Here is an 18592-nt window from a genome sequence, read left to right as displayed (position 1 = left end):
CAACCCTCTCCCCGCGCGCGGGGAGCGGGAGAACACTCTTTGTAGGACTCCCTCATGCGTCTTCCCGACTCCGTCACGGGATCGTTTCTCGTCGCACTCGGCGCGGCCGCCGCCTATGGCGGTTGGATCTTGCCGCCGGTGCCGGGGCAGCCGGTCGGCCCCAATGTGTTTCCGCTGGTGATTGGCACGGGGCTCGCGCTGTGCGGGCTCGCGATCGTATTCGGCATCGGCCATTCCTTCGAGGAGGAGGAAGAGCTCATCCCGTTCGAGGACGGCCAGGCAGCTAGCCCGCAGCCACAGGGCAAGCTCTACGGCCTGCGCGCGCTGCTGCCGCCAGCGCTGCTGCTGTTCTACGTCTTTGCCGCCGACCGGCTCGGCTTCATCATCACCGCGGCGATCATGGTCTACGTGACCTCGACCGCGTTAGGGGCGAAGTGGAAGCTGGCGTTGCCGCTCGCGGCGCTCTCGCCGTTCGCCATTCACCTCATCTTCGGCAAGCTGCTCCGCGTGCCGCTGCCTGCCGGCCTGCTGCCGACGCCCTGGTAATCCCATGCTGAAAACCCTGATTGATGCGTTCGCACTGATCTCCACCTGGGAGGTCATCATCGCGATGTTTGCGGCTTCCGTGTACGGGCTCGTGATCGGCTCGCTGCCGGGCTTGTCGGCGACGATGGCGACCGCCCTGCTCGTCCCCGTCACCTTCTACCTGTCGCCGATCGCGGCGATCGCGACCATCGTTGCGGCCTCCTCGATGGCGATCTTCTCCGGTGACATTCCAGGCGCGCTGCTGCGCATTCCCGGCACGCCGGCTTCCGCCGCCTATGCCGACGAAGCCTATGCCATGACCCGCAAGGGCCAGGCCGAGCTCGCGCTCGGGGCCGGCGTCTGGTTCTCCGCAGTCGGCGGCATCGCCGGCGTGCTGTCGCTGATGATCCTGGCGCCGCCGCTCGCCGAGATCGCGCTGTCGTTCTCGACCTTCGAATATTTCTGGCTAGCGCTGCTCGGCCTGATGTGCGCCACTTTGGTCGCGCGCTCCTCGCCGGTGAAGGCGATCGCGGGGATGTTCATCGGCCTGCTCGTCTCCTGCATCGGCATCGAGAACCCCGGCGGCATCCCGCGCTTCACCTTTGGGATCACCGATCTGTTCGGCGGCATCGAGCCGATCCCGGCGCTGGTCGGCGTGTTCGCGGTGGCGCAGGTGATGCGCGCGATGCTGACGCCCGAGCCGCCACCACTGCCGCGGCGAAAATTCGGGAGCATCATGGCCGGCCAGTGGAAGCTGACGAAGCTTTATCACTGGCAGATGACGCGCGGGAACATCGTCGGCATCATCATCGGCGTGCTGCCCGGCGCCGGTGCCGACATGGCCGCCTGGGTCTCCTACGCGATGTCGAAGCGGTTCTCCAAGGAGCCGGAAAAGTTCGGCACCGGTCACGTCGAAGGCCTGGTCGAGGCCGGCGCCAGCAACAATGCCAGCATCGCCTCCGGCTGGGTGCCTTCGCTGCTGTTCGGCATCCCCGGCGACACCATCGCCGCGATCGCGATCGGCGTGCTCTACATGAAGGGGCTCAATCCCGGCCCGACGCTGTTCACCGAGAAGGCGTCGAGCATGTATGCGATCTATCTGATGTTCATCATCGCGAACATCCTGATGATCCCGCTCGGCATCGCCATGATCCGGGTCGCCGCTTATGTCCTGCTGGCACCACGCTCGACCGTGATGCCCATCATCATGCTGTGCTGCGCGGTCGGCTCGTTCGCGATCGGCAACAACATGTTCGGCGTCGTCACCGTCGCCGCGTTCGGCGTGATCGGCTATGTGATGGAGGCGAACGGCTATCCCGTCGCCGCGATGGTGCTCGGCATCGTCATGGGCACCATGGTGGAACAGGCCTTTGTCACCTCGCTGATCAAGTCCGACGGCAGCATCCTGCCGTTCTTCGAGCGGCCGGTGGCGGCCATCCTCGCCGCAATGGCGATCGGCGCGCTGCTCTGGCCGGTGATGGTGTGGGTGTGGCGCAAGGTGAAGCAGCCGCAGACGGTCGTGGCGACATCCCGGTGATATCGGGCGGGCGGCCCTCGCCTGTCTCCCCTCGGCGTTGTAAAGCAGGGCATGACTGAGAAGAAGGCCTCGCTGGATATCAAATCCCTTGCCCGCGACTTGCGCGCCGGCAGTCGCGCGGCCCTCGCCCGGGCCATCACACTGGTCGAGAGCCGGCGCGGTGACCATCAGGCGCTGGCGCGCCAGCTGGTGCAGACGCTGCTGCCCGACACCGGCAAGGCATTTCGCGTCGGCATCACCGGATCGCCAGGCGTCGGCAAATCAACCACGATCGACGTGCTCGGGACGTATCTGATTGAACAGGGCCACAAGGTCGCCGTGCTCGCGGTCGATCCGTCCTCGGCGCGCAGCGGCGGCTCGATCCTCGGCGACAAGACGCGGATGGCGCGGCTGGCGGCCTCCACTGATGCTTTCATCCGCCCCTCGCCGTCTTCGGGCACGCTCGGCGGCGTCGCCGCCAAGACGCGCGAGGCGATGCTGCTCTGCGAAGCCGCCGGCTTCGACGTCGTGCTGGTCGAGACCGTCGGCATCGGCCAGTCCGAGACCGCGGTCTGCGACATGACCGATTTCTTCCTCGCCCTGATGCTGCCGGGCGGCGGCGACGAGCTACAAGGCATCAAGAAGGGTCTGGTCGAGCTCGCCGACATGATCGCCATCAACAAGGCCGATGGCGACAACCTCAAGCGCGCCAAGATCACCGCGGCCGACTATCGCGGCGCGCTGCACATTCTCAGCCCCAGGTCCGAGCATTGGCACCCACCGGTTGAGACCTATTCGGCGCTCACCGGCACCGGCATCGCCGAGCTCTGGCAGAAGGTTCTGGATCACCGCAAGGCGATGAGCGCATCCGGCGAGTTTGCCGCGCGTCGGCGCGATCAGCAGGTGAAATGGATGTGGTCGATGCTGGAGCAGCGGATGCTGGCGCGGCTGCGCAGCGAGGCATCGGTGCGGACCAAGGTCCGGAAGATCGAGGCGGAGGTGGCCGACGGCCATCTCACGCCGGCGCTCGCCGCCGAGCAGATCTTGGAGTTGCTGCAATGAGCGAAAAGCTCCGCGTTCTCCTGACCGGATTCGGACCGTTTCCCGGCGCGCCCTATAACCCGACCCAGCCGCTGGTGGCGCGACTGGCGCAGCTGCGCCGCCCGGCACTCGACGATGTCACGATTGCAAGTCACATCTTCCCGGTCACCTATGCTGCGGTCGACCGGCAATTGCCTGACGTGCTCACGAAGGTGAAGCCGGATGCGCTTCTGATGTTCGGCCTCGCCGCACGCACGTCTTACTTGCGCATCGAGACCCGCGCCCGCAATGCCGTCACCATGCTCTGGCCGGATGCCGCCAACACCCGTTCGAGCAAGCGCGGCATCGCTGGCCATGCGGACGCGATGACGTTCGGTCCGCACACCGCACGGCTGCTGCGCGCCGCACGTCTCACCGGCATCGATGCGCGCTCTTCGCGCGATGCCGGCGCCTATCTCTGCAACTATCTGAGCTGGCGCGCGATCGAGAATGTGAGAGCGGGCGGGCCGAGGCTGGCGGCGTTTATCCACATCCCGTTGCTCGCGCGCAGCGGCGCCGTGCGCCGCAAGGGCGCGCCTCGGATCACATTGGACGAGTTGGTGGATGCTGGCGAAGCAATGTTGATGGAGATCGTGCAACTGGCGCGCAAGGCGCGGAACACGCCGATTTCGTAGGGTGGGCAAAGGCGCTCTTGCGCCGTGCCCACCATGCATCTTCATCCGAGGTGACAATGGTGGGCACGCTTGCGCCTTCGCTCTCCGAGCTACGGCGGACAAGTCGTTTGCCCACCCTACCGCACCTCGCTTGCGTAAACATTTAACCCTACCGCGAACAATCCTCACGCCACCGGCCGCGCTGCGCTACCTAGTCGGCGCGGACACTTCCCGCGTCCGCCGAAGGACGCGTCATGGACCTCAATCGCCGTCATCTCATCGGAGCTTCGACCGCCGGCATCGCCGGCGCGCTCGCCATGCCGGCTGACGCTGCCCGCGCGGCGCCCCTGACATCCCTGCTCGGCCGCGACGCCACGCAATACGGCGTGCGGCCCGGCAGCAGCGAGGACCAGACGCGAGCGCTTCAGCGTGCGATCGACGAGAGCGCGCGGGCGCAGATGCCGCTCGCCTTGCCGCCGGGCATCTACCGGACCGGCCTGTTGCGGCTCCCGAACGGCGCGCAACTGATCGGCGTGCGCGGTGCGACGAAACTCGTCTTCACCGGCGGCGCCTCGGCGATCCAGAGCGATGGTTCCGATGCGATTGGCCTCACCGGCATCACCTTCGACGGCGGCAACATTCCGCTGCCGACGCGGCGCGGCCTGATCCACGTCCTCGGCGGCCGCGACATCCGCATCACCGATTGCGCGATCACGGGATCCGGCGGCAGCGGCATCTGGCTCGAGCAGGTCTCGGGCGACATTTCCGGCAATATCTTCACTAATATCGCGGTGACGGCGGTGGTCTCGTTCGACGCCAGGGGCCTCAGCGTTTCCCGCAACACCATCACCGGCACCAACGACAACGGCATCGAGATCCTGCGCACCGCGATCGGCGATGACGGCACGCTGGTCGCTGACAACCGCATCGAGGACATCAAGGCCGGCCCCGGCGGCTCCGGCCAGTACGGCAACGCCATCAACGCCTTTCGCGCCGGCAATGTGATCGTGCGCGGCAACCGCATCAGGAATTGCGACTACTCAGCCGTGCGCGGCAACTCCGCCTCCAACATCCACATCACCGGCAACAGTGTCAGCGACGTGCGCGAGGTCGCGCTCTATTCCGAGTTCGCGTTCGAAGCTGCGGTGATTGCCAACAACACCGTCGACGGCGCCGCCGTCGGCGTCTCCGTCTGCAATTTCAACGAGGGCGGCCGCATTGCCGTTGTCCAGGGCAATATCATCCGCAATCTGCTCCCGAAGCGTCCGATCGGCACCGCGCCCGACGACAATGCCGGCGTCGGCATCTACATCGAAGCGGATTCATCGGTGACCGGCAACGTGATCGAGAACGCGCCATCCTACGGCATCGTCGCCGGCTGGGGCAAATATCTGCGCGACGTCGCGATCACAGGCAACGTGATCCGCAAGGCGCTGGCCGGCGTCGGTGTCTCCGTGGTGCCGGGGGCCGGCTCTGCGCTCGTCAACAACAACATGATCTCCGAGACCCCGCGCGGCGCCGTGGTCGGGCTCGATCACGCGCGTGCGGTGACGTCCGACCTGTCGGCCGACGGTGCGCAGCGGTTCGCGCAGGTGGTGGTCGGGGGGAATGCAGTGCGGCGGTAACTGTGCGGCCGGCAGACGGGCCGCACATCCTTCGAGGCTCGCCCTTGCGGTGCTCTGCACCGCAAGGCTCACGCCTCAGGATGACGGGGTTGGAGAAGTTCGGCTGCCCTCTTGAACATCCCTTAGAACGCGTTCCGCAGCAGCGGGTATTTTGCCTGCAGGCCGTCGAGGCTGAAGGTGAATTCGACGACGCGCTCGGGGGCGGCGACGATTTCGGCCGCGGGCGGGGAGAACTGCGGCAGAAGCGTTGCCATCGTGGCCGGCGCCGTCGGCGGTGCCATCACGGCAGGTGCCGTGATCGGTGCCATCGCGGGCGGCGCGGAGAGCGGTGCGATCGGGGCGTCGGTGATATCGGCGAGAACGTCCGGCTCGGGATCGAGCCTGACTGGCACGGCGGTCTCGGGCGCGATGTGGACGGCCTTCGGCTGCACGGTCTGCGCCTGTTGCTCACGCGGAAACACGCGCGGCATCGTCGCCGGCGACCAGCCGAAGGCAGGCGTCACGCTCGCGGCTGCCGCAGCGACGTCCGCACCCGTTGCAAGCGCGCGCCAGGTCTGGACCGCGCGCTTGGCCTCCTGGATGTTTTCGAGGAATGCGATCTCGGAGTGGTAGCGGCGCCAGCGTCCGGTCTCGAACATTTCGGAGAGATGTTGCAGCCGCTGCTCGGCGAGAGCGCACCAGCGTGCCGCGATGTCGCGGCTAACAGCCACGTCGCGAACGACTTCTTGGCGATGTGTCATGAACCAGCCCGTCAGGAGAAAACACGGACGCGGGGACGCAACGCACACGAATCAATTTAGACGCGACATGAATATTTTGTGGAAAAGTTTTGACTTGTCCAGCAACGACGCCGCGCCCGTCATCAAACACCGTAGTCGTGCGGAGATTTCCTGTGTTTTCGAGTCAAGCTTCGCACAAGCATGACGGGCTTGCCGCGTGCCGAGTCGACGATCGGCACGAACGCGGGCGCGATCCTTCAACCGGAAGCTGAACGAGCGCCAAGCTTCAAAAGATCAGATGCCCAAAAGAAAAGACCCGTCCGGGGGGACAACCGGACGGGTCGAGCCATATGGGCGCTTGGGGTGGATGGGCGCTCGCGCCTGATATGACTGATGGGGAGGGATGACCGCTCCCACATAATTTGGTCGTGGCAGCTGGCTGAACGTTCAACGCGGGGTTTGCTTTTTTGAGCTTCGGCGTACGCGCATCTTTGTCGCAGCGGCTATCGCGTCGCCGGCCTATCCGCCTGAGAAATCGCGGATTTCTCGTCTGTGCTCGACAGCGAGGGTTGCTCGATCGCGCGGCTGCCCGGCTCGTCGCGACGCTTGCCGGCGTCTTCACGTTTTGTTGTACCGGATGCCGCCGCAACCGGCGTCGCGCTGTCGGGGGGAACGGCCATGACCGCGGCAAATGCATCGGCCTCGCCGTCACCGAACAGATCATCACGCCCGGGTGAACCGAGGTCGCGCGCAGTCTTCGCCAGCGTCATGCGCAGCGCTTCCGGCTTCAAGGCATGGTTGCGCTCGAGCAGCAGCGCCGCGACGCCGGAGACATAGGCGGCCGAGAACGACGTGCCCGACGTCATCTGATATTTGCCGTCGGGCGCCGGCAGGAAGATGTCGACGCCGGGGGCTGCGACCGCGATGTAGTTGCCACGGTTGGAGGCGGTGAACAGCCGGTCCTGCTGATCGGTGGCGCTGACCGCGATCACGTTGGGATTGGCGGCGGGATAGAGCGGCGGCGATTTCGCGCCGGCATTGCCGGCGGCCGCGATCAGCACCAGCCCGCGCGCAGCGGTCGCCGCGATGGCCCGCTCGATCACCGCGTCCTTCGGACCGGCAAAGCTCATGTTGACGATCTGCGCGCCGTGCTCGGCGGCATGGTTCAGCGAGCGCAGGATGATGTAGGACGAGCTCTCGGCGCCACCGGCGGTGCCGCCGAAGGCGCGGATCGCGATGATGCGCGCCTCGGGCGCACTGCCCATCAACCGCGCATGCGCCACGATGGCGCCGGCGATGCCGGTGCCGTGAACGTGCGGCCCCTCGGCGCTGCCGAGCGCATCGAAATTGTCGGCGATGGAATTGGCGAGTTCGGGATGGCTGGCGTCGATGCCGGAGTCGATCACGGCAATCGTGACGTTGGCGCCGTGCGCCAGCGTGTGCGCCTGCAGCAGGCGGAGCTTTGTCAGTGCATATTGCGCAGGATCGCCCTCGGTCGATCCCGACGATGTCTGGTCCTGGAGCACATAGCGGAAGTTCGGCTGAAGCGAGCGCACACTGCCGTCGGCCGCGAATTCGCGCCGCACTGTCTCGTACGGCCGGCCGTCGGTGATGCGGAACAGGCCGAAAGTGGCGCCGATCAGCGGAAAATTCTCGGAGGCGACGCGCGTCAGGCCGTGGCGACGCGCAAGCTCGTCGGCCTCGGCCGGCGACAGCGCGCTGTCGATCTCGGCGACGAATTCGTTGGCGAAGCTGCGCAGGTTCACCGCGGCCGGCGTGCTGTTGCCACGCCCCTTGCCGGCGCTCTTCTTGCCTGATTTTCCACCGCCCTCGCCGCCCGCGTTCGGCTGCGCCAGGCATTCGCCGCCGGCATCGCGATAGGGTGCGGTGCAGGCCGGATAGAGGTTCGGCGAATAGCGCGCATAGGGCAGCACCGGCGTCGTCCGCATGCGCAACGGTGTGGTGCGGGGGATGGCCGCGATCGTCCGCGGGCCGCGGCCGACGCTGACCGCACGTGCGGCAACACCGGGGCTGACACGCGGGGCAATGCTCGAAGAGATGGTCGGCGTGCGCGAGGGAACGCTGATCGTGGGCGTACGCATGATCGCCTGCGCCTGCGCAACCTCGGCGCCGAGACAGGCTGTGAGCAGCAGCACGGCTCCAACCGACGAAACGTAGGCCCCGGCGCGTACCCAGCTCTCGGACTTGCGCGTCATCAGTTCAGTGGCACGTTCAGGGCGTCGCGACGGCCAGATTGACGAACTTCTCGCGCTGCATCTTGCCGAGCAGCGAGGCGAGCTCGTCCTGGCTCATCGCCTTGTTGAATTGGAGGCGGAACATGCCGCCCTTGGCTCCGTCGATGATCGACGCCTGATAGCTGTCGAGCAACGCGGTGATGTCGGCGATGCGCGCCTCGGGGGTGAAGCGCACCAGCGCGCGCGCCGGCGCGGCCGTGCTACCAAGTTCGCGTGTGATCGGCGCACTGGTCGAGAGCGAAGCCGTCTGGAAGGTCGCAGGCTGGTTCTTCATCAGCACGGCGCCGATAATTCCGGCTTGCAGTACGAGCGCGACGGCGCCGAGGCTCGCCGACCAGGCCAGCGTCCGCGGCGACAGGCTCGCGAAGAAGGTCGCGATGCGCGCCGACAGCGGCAGCGAACCGGTCGCCCGCGCCGGCTCGGCGTCGATCGCGGCGAACAGCTTCTGCATCGCGCGCGCCGACGGAGCCCCCAGGCTCTCGTTCAGATGAATGGTCTCTTCGTACTCGCCGCGGATCGCGGCATATTGCTTCGCAAGCTCCGGATCGCGCGCCAGCGCTTCCTCGACGCGGCGGGCATCGCGCGCGTTCAGCGTGCCGGCGGCGTGCCAGGGCAGCAGCAGTTCAATTTCACTGGGCTCTTGCTCCAGCATCTTCTTGCTCAAAGCCATCATGGCCAGCCTCGCTCAACGCCGGCTGCCTTCAGCAGTTCGGCCAGTTTCTTGCGCGCATAGAACAAGCGCGTCTTCACAGTGTTCTCCGGTATCCCGACGATTTCGGCCACTTCTTCCACGGATTTCTCGTGGTAGTAGACGAGATCGACGATTTCCCGGTGTTCCGGCGAAAGGCCCGTCAGACACTCCCGCAACGCCTCACTGGTATCCTTCTTCTGCACCACCGTTTCCGGATCGTCGGACGTATCCTCGATCGCGTTGGCGGCCTCTTCGTCCAACTCGAAATCCTTCCTGCGCCGAAGCGCAGACAGGGCCTTGAATCGGGTGATTGCCAGCAGCCAGGTGGAAACGGCGGATCGGCCCTCGAATTTGCCGGCTTGACGCCAGACGTCGAGAAACACCTCGCTGATGAGGTCTTCCGCCGCCTGCTCGTCCCGCACGAGCCTGAGCCCGAACCTGTAAACCCTGACATGGTGCCGCCCGTACAACACCTGCATGGCGAGCCGGTCGCCTTGAGCGATCCTGGCGATCAGGACCTCGTCCGAAGCCGCCTGTGTCACGCTCAAAGGCCGTCTCGCAAAGTTGGTCGGGTCGGTGCGGCGGAGGGTTCGACCAAAGCGGCGAAATTCTTCAAGCTACCGCACGCATACGGGGGCTTATGTGATCCACCCCACATACGCGCATTTTTCTTGTTCCACCGGCGGCGACCCGCCTCGATCCAGATCGGTAACATAATACTGAAATATTTCCCTGCGAAGGACTGTCCGGCACAGGCAGCCCGGTCAACCTGGATCCATTAGCAGCCCTGCACGGTGTATGTCTCACGAACCCCTGCTTTGGCTCGACCGCATCGCAAACCATTGCTTAACCGCCGGCAAATTTCGCTGCCGGCCGACATTCCCTGTTCCGCGCTGCACGGTTCGGATTCGATTTCGAAGGATACCAAACCTAAAGGCTTGCCACGTAGATTTTTGAGCTGACATCCACCATTGGCAGGACAATGAACACGGCCGCGCCGTCCTTTCCGCAGAGGAGTGCCGCTGAAGTCGCGGATCTCGTCCTCGCGCCCGCGGCGGCGGCTCCGGAAGTCCTGGCGCGCCGGGCCCGCCAGCGCCGCCAGATGTATATCGGGCAGGTCGCGAGCTACTCGCTCGGCGCCTCCGTCCTGCTGCTGTACGCCTATGACGGTGCGATCTCCATGGGTGTGCCGTCGCTGTTCTGGCTCGGCGGGCTCCTGATCATCGGTACGTTCACCGTGCTGTCGGAAGCCGGCTTCGGCGATCGGTTCGAAGATCATTACCTCACCGTCTTCCAGATCTCGGCGCATATGGCGCTGCAACTGGTATTCCTGCTCGCAGTGCCGACGGTCGGGGTCGCGTTCCTCGCCGTGCTGTTTCTGATCTTCGCGTTCGGTACGCTGCGGATGACATCGAGCCAGGCGATGCTCACCTGGGGTCTTGCCACCTGCGGGCTCGCCTTTGTCTTCCTGGGTTCGGATCTGCCGATTGGCCTGCCGGTTACGACCCGGTTGCAGCGGACCGCCTCCATGCTGTGCTTCGTGCTGGTGATCGGCCAGTGCGCTTTCCTCGGCCTGTTCGGCGCCACGCTGCGCAAGATCCTGTACCGGCGCAGCATCGAGCTGAAGGCCGCCTATCAGCGCATCGAGGAACTGGCCGAGCTCGACGAGCTCACCGGCTCCTACAATCGCCGCTGCATCATGCGGCTTCTCGACGCCGCGATCGAAAAGTCGCGGCAGGCGTCAACGCCTTGCGCAATCGCGCTGATCGATCTCGACTGGTTCAAGCGCGTCAACGACGCCCACGGCCATCCCATCGGCGACGAGGTGCTGCGCACCTTCGCGATCACCATTTTCGCCAACATCCGCCAAGCCGACTGCTTCGGCCGCTACGGCGGCGAGGAATTTCTGCTGCTGCTGCCCGGAACCGATGGCGAAGCGGCATCGCGCATGCTCGAGCGCTTGCGCCAAATCATCGCCGATCTCGACTGGAGCGCATTTTCCCCCGGCCTGCGCGTGACCATTTCCGCGGGCGTCGTGACGCTGCGCGACAACGATACTGCCGACACGTTTCTAGCACGCGCCGACCACGCGCTCTATTCCGCCAAGGCGCAAGGGCGCAACCGCATTGCAACGGGCTGACCAATTCATTTTTCCGGCGCGTGAGAAGACGCCGCCGGGCCAAACGCTCCAGGACAGGGCAATGAGATCGAAATCGGCAACACCATCCGAGAACCTGCTCGAGGAATTGCAGGCCGCGCTCTCGCACGGCACCGTGGCTCGCCGGGTCGAGACGCTGCGCCGCGTCACCGATCTCTTCGTGGGCAACGCGGTGGATTATTCCGACGACCACGTCCGGGTGTTCGACGACGTGTTCCAGTGCCTGATCGAGCAGATCGAGATTTCGGCCAAGGCACTGCTCGCCGAACGCCTCGCACCGATCGTCTCCGCGCCGCCGAAGATCATCCGCACGCTCGCGCTCGACGAGGTGATCGAGGTCTCCAGCCCGGTACTGTCGAAATCGGAACGGCTGGACGAGGCGACCCTGATCGAGATCGCGCGCACCAGGGGCCAGGCGCATCTCAAGGCGATCTCGCTGCGGCGAGTGCTGTCGGAGGCATTGACCGATTTGCTGGTGACGCGCGGCAACGAGGACGTGGTGCAGTCGACCGTCAGCAATCCGGGCGCGCGCCTCTCCGAGGGAAGTCTCACCGACCTCGTCACCCGCGCCGAACGCGACGACGACCTCGCCACCTGCATCGGCCTGCGGCCCGACCTGCCGCGTCATCATTATTTGAAGCTGGTCGCGAAGGCCTCCTTGAGTGTGCGCAGGAAGTTAGAGGCCGCACACCCCGAACTTGCGGACGAAGTATCGAGCGTGGTCCAGGAAGCGGCCCAGCGGGTCCGTGCCGCCGCCACGACCCGGCAGACCGAGATGGCGCGTGCGCTGGTGAAGTCGCTGCACGCGGACGGTCGCCTCAACGAATTCCAGGTCAGCACCTTCGCCGAGCAAGGCAAGTTCGACGAGACCAATGCGGGGCTGGCGGCGCTCGCAGGCGTCGCGGTCGAGACCGCCGAGACCATGATGATCGACAGCCGGACCGAGGGTGTGATGATCCTCGCCAAGGTCGCGGGGATGTCGTGGTCGAGCGTGCGCGCGATCATCGCCATGCGCGAGAAGCTCTCCGGCGGCTCGCAGACCGACATGCTGGCGCTGCGAGATACCTACGAAGCCCTGCGCTCTTCGACCGCGCAGCAGGTGCTGCGCTTCCACCGCATGCAGCGGGGCACGACGCCGGCGGCGTGAAGCTGGCTCCTTAATACCGCAGGACTTTGGAGCCCACCGCCGCGCCGATCGCGGTCACGACCGCGGTCGCGATCGTGTACCAAGTCGCGACGAACAGCGGGGAATCGTCGGTGCAGTGCGAGGCGTAGAGCGTCGCGGCCAATCCCGCCGCGACCAGGCCGGCGAGCGCGCCGGCGAGCGCGGGGCGCGAGGGCGCGCCGTGGCGCAGGCCGAACAGCGCCCCCGCAAGCAGCGGCAGCGACATCGCGGGGATCGCAAGCAGGCACACCCTGGAGTTCTTGCCCATCAAGCGCATGGTCATCGGCATGGCCGGCGCCATCATCGCCTCACTGCCGATCGCCACGGCAAGCAGTCCGACGGGAAGCAGCAAGAGCCAGCCCCAGCCGCGCAGCAGGGCTTCGGGACGCGACAGATGCAGGCTGACGATGATCGCGGGGATCGCGAGCGACAGCGTCACCGCGAACTTCATGTCGAAAAACGGATTGCGCATCGCGCTCATCACGTCCGGGCGCACGCCGAGGAACGTCGCGAAGATCAGGATCGACAGCGGCGCGGCCACCAGCAGCGCCATGGTCAGCACGGCGCCGACGCGCGGCGCGCGATGGACGTTGTCGGCCGCGAGCGAGCGAATCAGTTGATCGGTATCCATGCCTAGTGGTCCCGCAGTTTGGCAGTCAGCGCAGCAAGTCCGCGATGCAGCGCGACCCGCACCGCACCTTCGCTCATCGCAAACTTTGCCGCCGTATCCTTGATCGAGGCGGCCTCGACCGCGATTGACTGCAACACGTCGCGCTGGCGCTGCGGCAGAGTGCTCAGTTGCGCGGCGACCTCGCCCGCCGAAGCCGTTTCCTGCGGTGCCTCGCCCGGCAGCGTCTCGACGAAATCATCGATGTTGACGAAGACGCGCCTGCCGCGCCGCCGCAGCGTATCGATCAGCTTGTTGCGGGCGATCGCGAACAGCCAGGGCGCGAAGGGAGCTTCGCTGTCCCAGGTGTGTCGCTTCAGATGCACCGCCAACAAGATCTCCTGCACGATATCCTCGGCCTGGTCGGGAGACTGGCCGGCCCGCGCCAGCCCACGCCTCGCAGCAGCGCGCAGCACCGGCGTGACCGCCTTCAACAGGCGATGATACGCCGCATCGTCGCCAGCCATGGCCGACCGCATCAGGCCGGTCCATTCGTCCTCACGTCCGCGCACGCGCGCCCCTCACCATGCAATTCGGCCGCTCTTTCAATTTGTTACCCCTGCACCCGAGCTATCACGAATTCGTGATCGCTGCCGAGCCTCCGCATCCGGTGCGGCCGTAAGAGCCCGCGACGGCTCATAACACCGATCAGTCCGGCCCGCATCCGGCGGCCGGCCGCGAGGGGCGGTTTGCCCCGCTTTTGCCCGGTGTAGCCAGAAGATTCCCATTTTCTGCCCCGCTGTGGTCACGCCCCAGGGTCTCTGTTCGTTCCTGGGACGGGCGGAATTGGGGAGATCGTCAACATGATCAAAGCCATCGGGCGCGCGGCCCTGATCGTTCTGGCCGGACTTTTCTTGCTGTTTGGGGGCATTGCACAGGCGGCGCCGAGTTCAGCCGCAAGCAGCAACTCCGACAGCGCAGGCAAGCAAGCCGACGCGGCCAAGCCGAGCAAGCACCGGCGCCATGAGTCTCGCCGCACCAGCAGCAGCAAGACGGCGCAGAAACCCGACGACAAGGCCGACAAGAACGATGCTGCGGCAAATACCGCCGAGGCCAAGGCAGACAACGGCGTGCCGGCCTCGAGCCAGATGCCGCCGGAAGTCGCCAACGCCAATGCGCAGGTCGCCGCCGATACGCCGACCGCGGCTGCGGCCTCCGCGATGACGGGCCGCGCCAACGACAACGTCCAGGCGGCGGCCGATGATAGCGCCAATAACACCGCACCGAACGCCGACACCCAAGTGGTGGCCCCCGATCAGCTCAACGACATCGACCGCGCCCTGCAACAGGACAGCCCACCGGCGCAGAAGGCTGTGATCGCCGCAACCGAAGCACAGCCGCGCCCCTCACCGGTGATGGCAAGCACCCAGCAGAGCTCGGCCTGGGACCAGAGCTCCCTGATCGGCAAGATCTTCATCGGCGTCGGCACGCTGCTGACGCTGGCCTCGGCCGCGCGCATGTTCATGGCCTGACCGTCAGTTCCGCCAGGACGCGCGGCCCGCGCGTCCTGCGTCCGGCCCTCTTGAAGCCCATCGCGCCAGCGGGCACATTGCCCGCCCAATCAAAAGCGTGGGTGGAACATGAGCACGTTCGAACACATCATCGTCGAGAGCAAAGGCGCGGTCGGCATCATCAAGCTGAACCGGCCGAAAATGCTCAACGCGCTCTCCTTCGGCGTCTTCCGCGAGATTGCGGCCGCCGTCGATGATCTCGAGGCCGATGAGGCCATCGGCTGCATCGTCGTGACCGGCAGCGAGAAAGCCTTTGCCGCCGGCGCCGACATCAAGGAGATGCAGCCGAAAGGCTTCATCGACATGTTCTCCGAGGATTTTGCCGCGATCGGCGGCGACCGCGTCGCACGCTGCCGCAAGCCGACCATCGCCGCGGTCGCGGGTTACGCCCTCGGTGGCGGCTGCGAGCTCGCCATGATGTGCGACGTCATCATCGCAGCCGACACCGCAAAGTTCGGCCAGCCCGAGATCACGCTCGGCACCATTCCGGGCATCGGCGGCACCCAGCGCCTGACCCGCGCGATCGGCAAGTCGAAGGCGATGGACCTCTGCCTCACCGGCCGCATGATGGATGCGGCAGAGGCCGAGCGCAGCGGCCTCGTCAGCCGCATCGTGCCCGCCGACAAGCTCATGGACGAGGTGATGGCGGCAGCCGAGAAGATCGCCGCGATGTCGCGCCCTGCCGCTGCGATGGCCAAGGAAGCGGTGAACCGCGCGTTCGAGACCACGCTCGCCGAAGGCATGAGCGTCGAGCGCAACCTATTCCACTCGACCTTCGCGCTGGAAGACCGCTCCGAGGGCATGGCGGCGTTCATCGAGAAGCGCAAGCCGGTGAACAAGAACCGGTAAAGCCAAACCCCGGCAAGGCTTGCAAGGCTGGTGTAAGACTCTCTCGCTCCCCTAAGGCCCCCTGTGACGTAGCTGCAACAAGCACGCATTTCATGGGGGTTTTCCCCGCGGCAGTTTGCCTGCGGGACCTGCGCTGGTTAAACAGTTAAGAGGGCCGCCGTCGGCGGGGGCGGACAGCCAGGGTTTTGCGGGATTACATGATTGGGCGTGCCGCCAGAGCTGGTCGCGTGATGACGCGGCATCGATCGGGCGTGGCTCCTGTGCTTGCGACATGGACCACGCTGGCGCTCTGTTGCGCCCTGCCCTCGGCCGCATCGGCGGAAGCCCTGCCCGAGGCGCTGGCCAAGGCCTACCAGACCAACCCCCAGCTCAATGCCGAGCGCGCGCGGCAGCGCGCCACCGACGAGAACGTGCCGCAGGCGCTTGCCGGCTATCGGCCGCAGATCGTGGCCAGCCTCAGCGCCGGCCTGCAATCGGTGCGCAATTTGCTGCCCGACAACACCATCCAGACCGCCAATCTGAAACCCTGGATCATCGGCGTCACCGTGACGCAGACCCTGTTCAACGGCTTCCGCACCGCCAACAGCGTGCGGGCCGCCGAACTCCAGGTGCAGTCGGGCCGCGAGGCGCTGCGCAACGTCGGCCAGGGTGTGCTGCTCGATGCGGTCACCGCCTACACCAACGTGCTCGCCAACCAGTCGCTGGTCGAAGCGCAGCGCTCCAACGTCGCCTTCCTGCGCGAAACACTCGCCGTCACCCAGCGCCGCCTCAACGCCGGCGATGTCACGCCGACCGATACCGCCCAGGCCGAAGCGCGCCTCAACCGCGGCCTTGCCGATCTCAACGCCGCCGAAGTCGCGCTCGCCGTCAGCCAGGCCACCTATGCGCAGGTGATCGGCAATGCGCCGTCGCAGCTTCGGCCCGCCGAGGTCGTCGACCGCTATCTGCCGAAGAGTCGCGAGGACGCGATGACGATGGCGATCCGCCAGCATCCGGCGGTGATGGCCGCAAGCTTCGACGTCGACGTCGCCTCCACCAATATCCGCATCGCCGAAGGCACGCTGCTGCCGAGCGCCAGCATCCAGGGCAGCGCCAGCAAGAGCCGGAACAACGACCCGACGCTCGGCACCTTCGCCGAGGACCAGGCCTCGATCGTCGCCAACGTCACAGCCCCGATTTACGACGGCGGCCAGGCCGCGGCGCAGACCCGGCAGGCCAAGGAGATCACGGCGCAGAGCCGGCTCGTGCTCGACCAGGTGCGCAACCAGACGCGCACGGCCGCGGTCAGCGCCTGGGTTGCCAATGAAGGCGCCAAGATCACGGTTTCGGCCTCGGAGTCCGAGGTGAAGGCGGCGACCGTCGCGCTCCAGGGCGTGCAACGCGAGGCCGCCGGCGGACAACGCACGACGGTCGACGTGCTGAACTCGCAGGCCGACCTGATCCAGGCCAAGGCCCGCCTGATCGGCGCATTGCGCGATCGCGTCATCGCCTCCTACACGCTGCTCAGCGCCGTCGGCCATCTCGACGTCAAGACGCTCAATCTGAACACGCCGGACTATCTGCCCGAGGTGCACTACCAGCAGGTCCGCGACGCCTGGCACGGCCTGCGCACGCCGTCGGGGCAGTAGTTTCAAGTCTCCTGGCGGGGTACCGATGAAAAGCCGCCGCATCCATCTGATGGGAGCTTCGGGATCCGGCGTGACGACGCTCGGTCGCGCGCTCGCCGCTCGGCTTGCGCTGCCGCATCACGACAGCGATGACTATTTCTGGCTGCCGACCGTGCCGCCCTACCAGACGACGCGCCCCACCTCCGAACGTCTACGCTTGATGCGCGAGATGTTTCTGCCGCGTATAGACTGCGGATCTGTCACCGGCTGGGGCGACGAGCTCGTTCCATTCTTTGATCTCGTCGTCTTCGTGACTGCGCCGCGCGAAATCCGCCTGAGGCGATTGCGCGCTCGCGAGGCCGCCCATTTCGGCACCGACGCCGTCGCGCCCGGCGGCTGGCGTCATGATGAGACCGAAGACTTCGTCGAATGGGCTTCCCATTATGAAGCCGGTGATCGCGAAGGCCGCAATCTTGCAAAGCATGAAATGTGGCTCGCGGGCTTGTCTTGCCCGGTCGTACGCGTTGACGGCTCACGCCCGCTTGCCGAGCTTGTCGAGCAGGTATGCAGCGAAGCGGAGCGGTTGCCGGGCTGATGTGATATTCTCACGGAGCTTGCCTCTAAAAAATAAACAGGGAGAAAAACCGTGCTCAACTGACGCAGTGTCCTGCTTGCCTCCCTTGCCGCCGGAGTAGCCATGACCAGCAAAGCCCACGCCCGTGCGGCGCAGCCTGCGACCCCGATCAATTTCGACGTCCCGGCGCACACCTGTGACTGCCACACCCACATCCATGGCGACGTCGAAAAGTTTCCGTTCTTCGCGGGACGCGTCTACACGCCGGAGCCGGCGAGTCCCGAAGAAATGGCCGCGCTGCACAAGGCGCTGCATATCGAGCGCGTGGTGATCGTGACGCCGAGCGTCTAGGCACCGACAATTCCTCCACTTTGTTCGGCATGAAGGCGCGCGGCGCGACCGCGCGCGGGGTGGCCGTGATCGACGATAAGACACCGGAGAGCGCGCTCGACACGATGCATCAGGACGGCTTCCGCGGCATCCGCCTCAATCTGGCGACCGGCGGCGTGAACGATCCCAATGTCGGCCGACCGCGCTTCACTGCCGCAGTCGAGCGCATGAAGGCGCGCGGCTGGCACGTGCAACTCTACACCACGCTTGCCATGATCTCGGCGATCAAGGACCTCGTCGAGACGGCGCCGGTGCCCGTCGTGTTCGACCATTTTGGCGGCCTTGAAGCCTCGCAGGGCCTGGAGCAGCTGGGCTTCTCCGATCTCGTCGCGCTGGTGAAATCCGGCAAGGCCTATGTCAAGATTTCGGGCGCCTACCGGTCATCAAAGCTCGCTCCCGACTATCAGGACATGGTGCCGTTCGCGAAGGTGCTGATCGCGGCGAACCCGGACCGCATCGTCTGGGGCACGGACTGGCCGCATCCGGATTCCAGCCGCGTCGAGGGCCGCAAGCCCACCGACATCGCGCCGCTCTATCAGATCGACGACGGCCGGCTGCTCAATCAGCTGCCGGCGTGGGCACCGGATGCGGATGTGCGCAAGAAGATCCTGGTCGACAATCCGGCGCGGCTCTACGGGTTCTGACG

17 protein-coding genes and 1 pseudogene are annotated in these 18592 nt (G+C 66.0%); 12 read left to right on the top strand and 6 right to left on the bottom strand.

Annotation, left to right across the window (positions count from 1 at the left end):
* Positions 1-54: 54 nt before the first annotated feature.
* The 5 genes from LRP30_RS13070 (at position 55) to LRP30_RS13050 (ending at position 5360) form a co-directional block, all read left to right on the top strand.
* A complete protein-coding gene (locus LRP30_RS13070; protein WP_249760567.1) occupies positions 55-546 on the top strand; it encodes a tripartite tricarboxylate transporter TctB family protein in 492 nt (163 codons plus the stop codon).
* 4 nt (positions 547-550) lie between these two features.
* Complete coding sequence (locus tag LRP30_RS13065; protein WP_249760566.1) at positions 551-2062, top strand: tripartite tricarboxylate transporter permease; 1512 nt, start codon at positions 551-553, stop codon at positions 2060-2062.
* A gap of 51 nt (positions 2063-2113) precedes the next feature.
* On the top strand, positions 2114-3103 hold the full coding sequence (gene meaB, locus LRP30_RS13060; protein WP_128945831.1) for a methylmalonyl Co-A mutase-associated GTPase MeaB: 990 nt from the start codon (positions 2114-2116) through the stop codon (positions 3101-3103).
* Positions 3100-3756, top strand: coding sequence for a pyroglutamyl-peptidase I (locus LRP30_RS13055; RefSeq protein ID WP_249760565.1), 657 nt, complete (start codon positions 3100-3102; stop codon positions 3754-3756). Before meaB ends, LRP30_RS13055 begins: the two co-directional genes overlap by 4 nt.
* Positions 3757-3989: 233 nt before the next feature.
* Complete coding sequence (locus tag LRP30_RS13050; protein WP_249760564.1) at positions 3990-5360, top strand: TIGR03808 family TAT-translocated repetitive protein; 1371 nt, start codon at positions 3990-3992, stop codon at positions 5358-5360.
* A gap of 122 nt (positions 5361-5482) precedes the next feature.
* On the opposite strand, the gene LRP30_RS13045 is transcribed toward LRP30_RS13050, so the two are convergent.
* From LRP30_RS13045 to LRP30_RS13030, 4 genes are all read right to left on the bottom strand, one after another.
* On the bottom strand, positions 5483-6100 hold the full coding sequence (locus LRP30_RS13045; RefSeq protein WP_249760563.1) for a TIGR03809 family protein: 618 nt from the start codon (positions 6098-6100) through the stop codon (positions 5483-5485).
* 482 nt (positions 6101-6582) lie between these two features.
* A complete protein-coding gene (locus LRP30_RS13040) occupies positions 6583-8295 on the bottom strand; it encodes a S8 family serine peptidase (RefSeq protein ID WP_249760562.1) in 1713 nt (570 codons plus the stop codon).
* Positions 8296-8311: 16 nt separating this feature from the next.
* Complete coding sequence (locus LRP30_RS13035; RefSeq protein ID WP_128934976.1) at positions 8312-9007, bottom strand: hypothetical protein; 696 nt, start codon at positions 9005-9007, stop codon at positions 8312-8314.
* Positions 9004-9573, bottom strand: coding sequence for a sigma-70 family RNA polymerase sigma factor (locus LRP30_RS13030; protein ID WP_164934538.1), 570 nt, complete (start codon positions 9571-9573; stop codon positions 9004-9006). Before LRP30_RS13030 ends, LRP30_RS13035 begins: the two co-directional genes overlap by 4 nt.
* A gap of 434 nt (positions 9574-10007) precedes the next feature.
* Between LRP30_RS13030 and LRP30_RS13025 the strand changes: the two genes are divergently transcribed.
* Both LRP30_RS13025 and LRP30_RS13020 read left to right on the top strand, forming a co-directional pair.
* Complete coding sequence (locus LRP30_RS13025) at positions 10008-11165, top strand: GGDEF domain-containing protein (protein ID WP_128939042.1); 1158 nt, start codon at positions 10008-10010, stop codon at positions 11163-11165.
* Between the two features lie 61 nt (positions 11166-11226).
* Positions 11227-12330: a DUF2336 domain-containing protein gene (locus LRP30_RS13020; RefSeq protein ID WP_249760561.1), complete on the top strand. Its 1104-nt coding sequence runs from the start codon at positions 11227-11229 to the stop codon at positions 12328-12330.
* 10 nt (positions 12331-12340) lie between these two features.
* Here LRP30_RS13020 and LRP30_RS13015 read toward each other — a convergent pair whose 3' ends face one another.
* Entirely contained in the window at positions 12341-12979 is a 639-nt protein-coding gene (locus LRP30_RS13015) for a DUF1109 domain-containing protein (protein ID WP_091890811.1), read from the bottom strand.
* 2 nt (positions 12980-12981) lie between these two features.
* A complete protein-coding gene (locus LRP30_RS13010) occupies positions 12982-13527 on the bottom strand; it encodes a sigma-70 family RNA polymerase sigma factor (RefSeq protein WP_128939040.1) in 546 nt (181 codons plus the stop codon).
* A gap of 291 nt (positions 13528-13818) precedes the next feature.
* On the opposite strand from LRP30_RS13010, the gene LRP30_RS13005 reads away from it, so the two are divergent.
* From LRP30_RS13005 to LRP30_RS12985, 5 genes and pseudogenes are all read left to right on the top strand, one after another.
* A complete protein-coding gene (locus LRP30_RS13005; protein WP_128934980.1) occupies positions 13819-14487 on the top strand; it encodes a hypothetical protein in 669 nt (222 codons plus the stop codon).
* 108 nt (positions 14488-14595) lie between these two features.
* Positions 14596-15375 (top strand): enoyl-CoA hydratase, encoded by a 780-nt coding sequence (locus tag LRP30_RS13000; protein WP_128934981.1) that lies wholly within the window; start codon positions 14596-14598, stop codon positions 15373-15375.
* 230 nt (positions 15376-15605) lie between these two features.
* Positions 15606-17003, top strand: coding sequence for a TolC family outer membrane protein (locus LRP30_RS12995; RefSeq protein WP_249760560.1), 1398 nt, complete (start codon positions 15606-15608; stop codon positions 17001-17003).
* Between the two features lie 25 nt (positions 17004-17028).
* Positions 17029-17577, top strand: coding sequence for a hypothetical protein (locus LRP30_RS12990; protein WP_249760559.1), 549 nt, complete (start codon positions 17029-17031; stop codon positions 17575-17577).
* A 102-nt stretch (positions 17578-17679) separates the two neighbouring features.
* A pseudogene (locus LRP30_RS12985) lies at positions 17680-18590 on the top strand (amidohydrolase family protein).
* The last annotated feature ends 2 nt before the right edge of the window (positions 18591-18592 follow it).

It is taken from the genome of Bradyrhizobium sp. C-145 (genome assembly GCF_023375135.1).
Taxonomy (GTDB): Bacteria; Pseudomonadota; Alphaproteobacteria; order Rhizobiales; family Xanthobacteraceae; genus Bradyrhizobium; species Bradyrhizobium zhanjiangense.
Note: the sequence above shows the minus strand (reverse complement) of the source record. Positions and strands in the feature narration are given on the sequence as shown.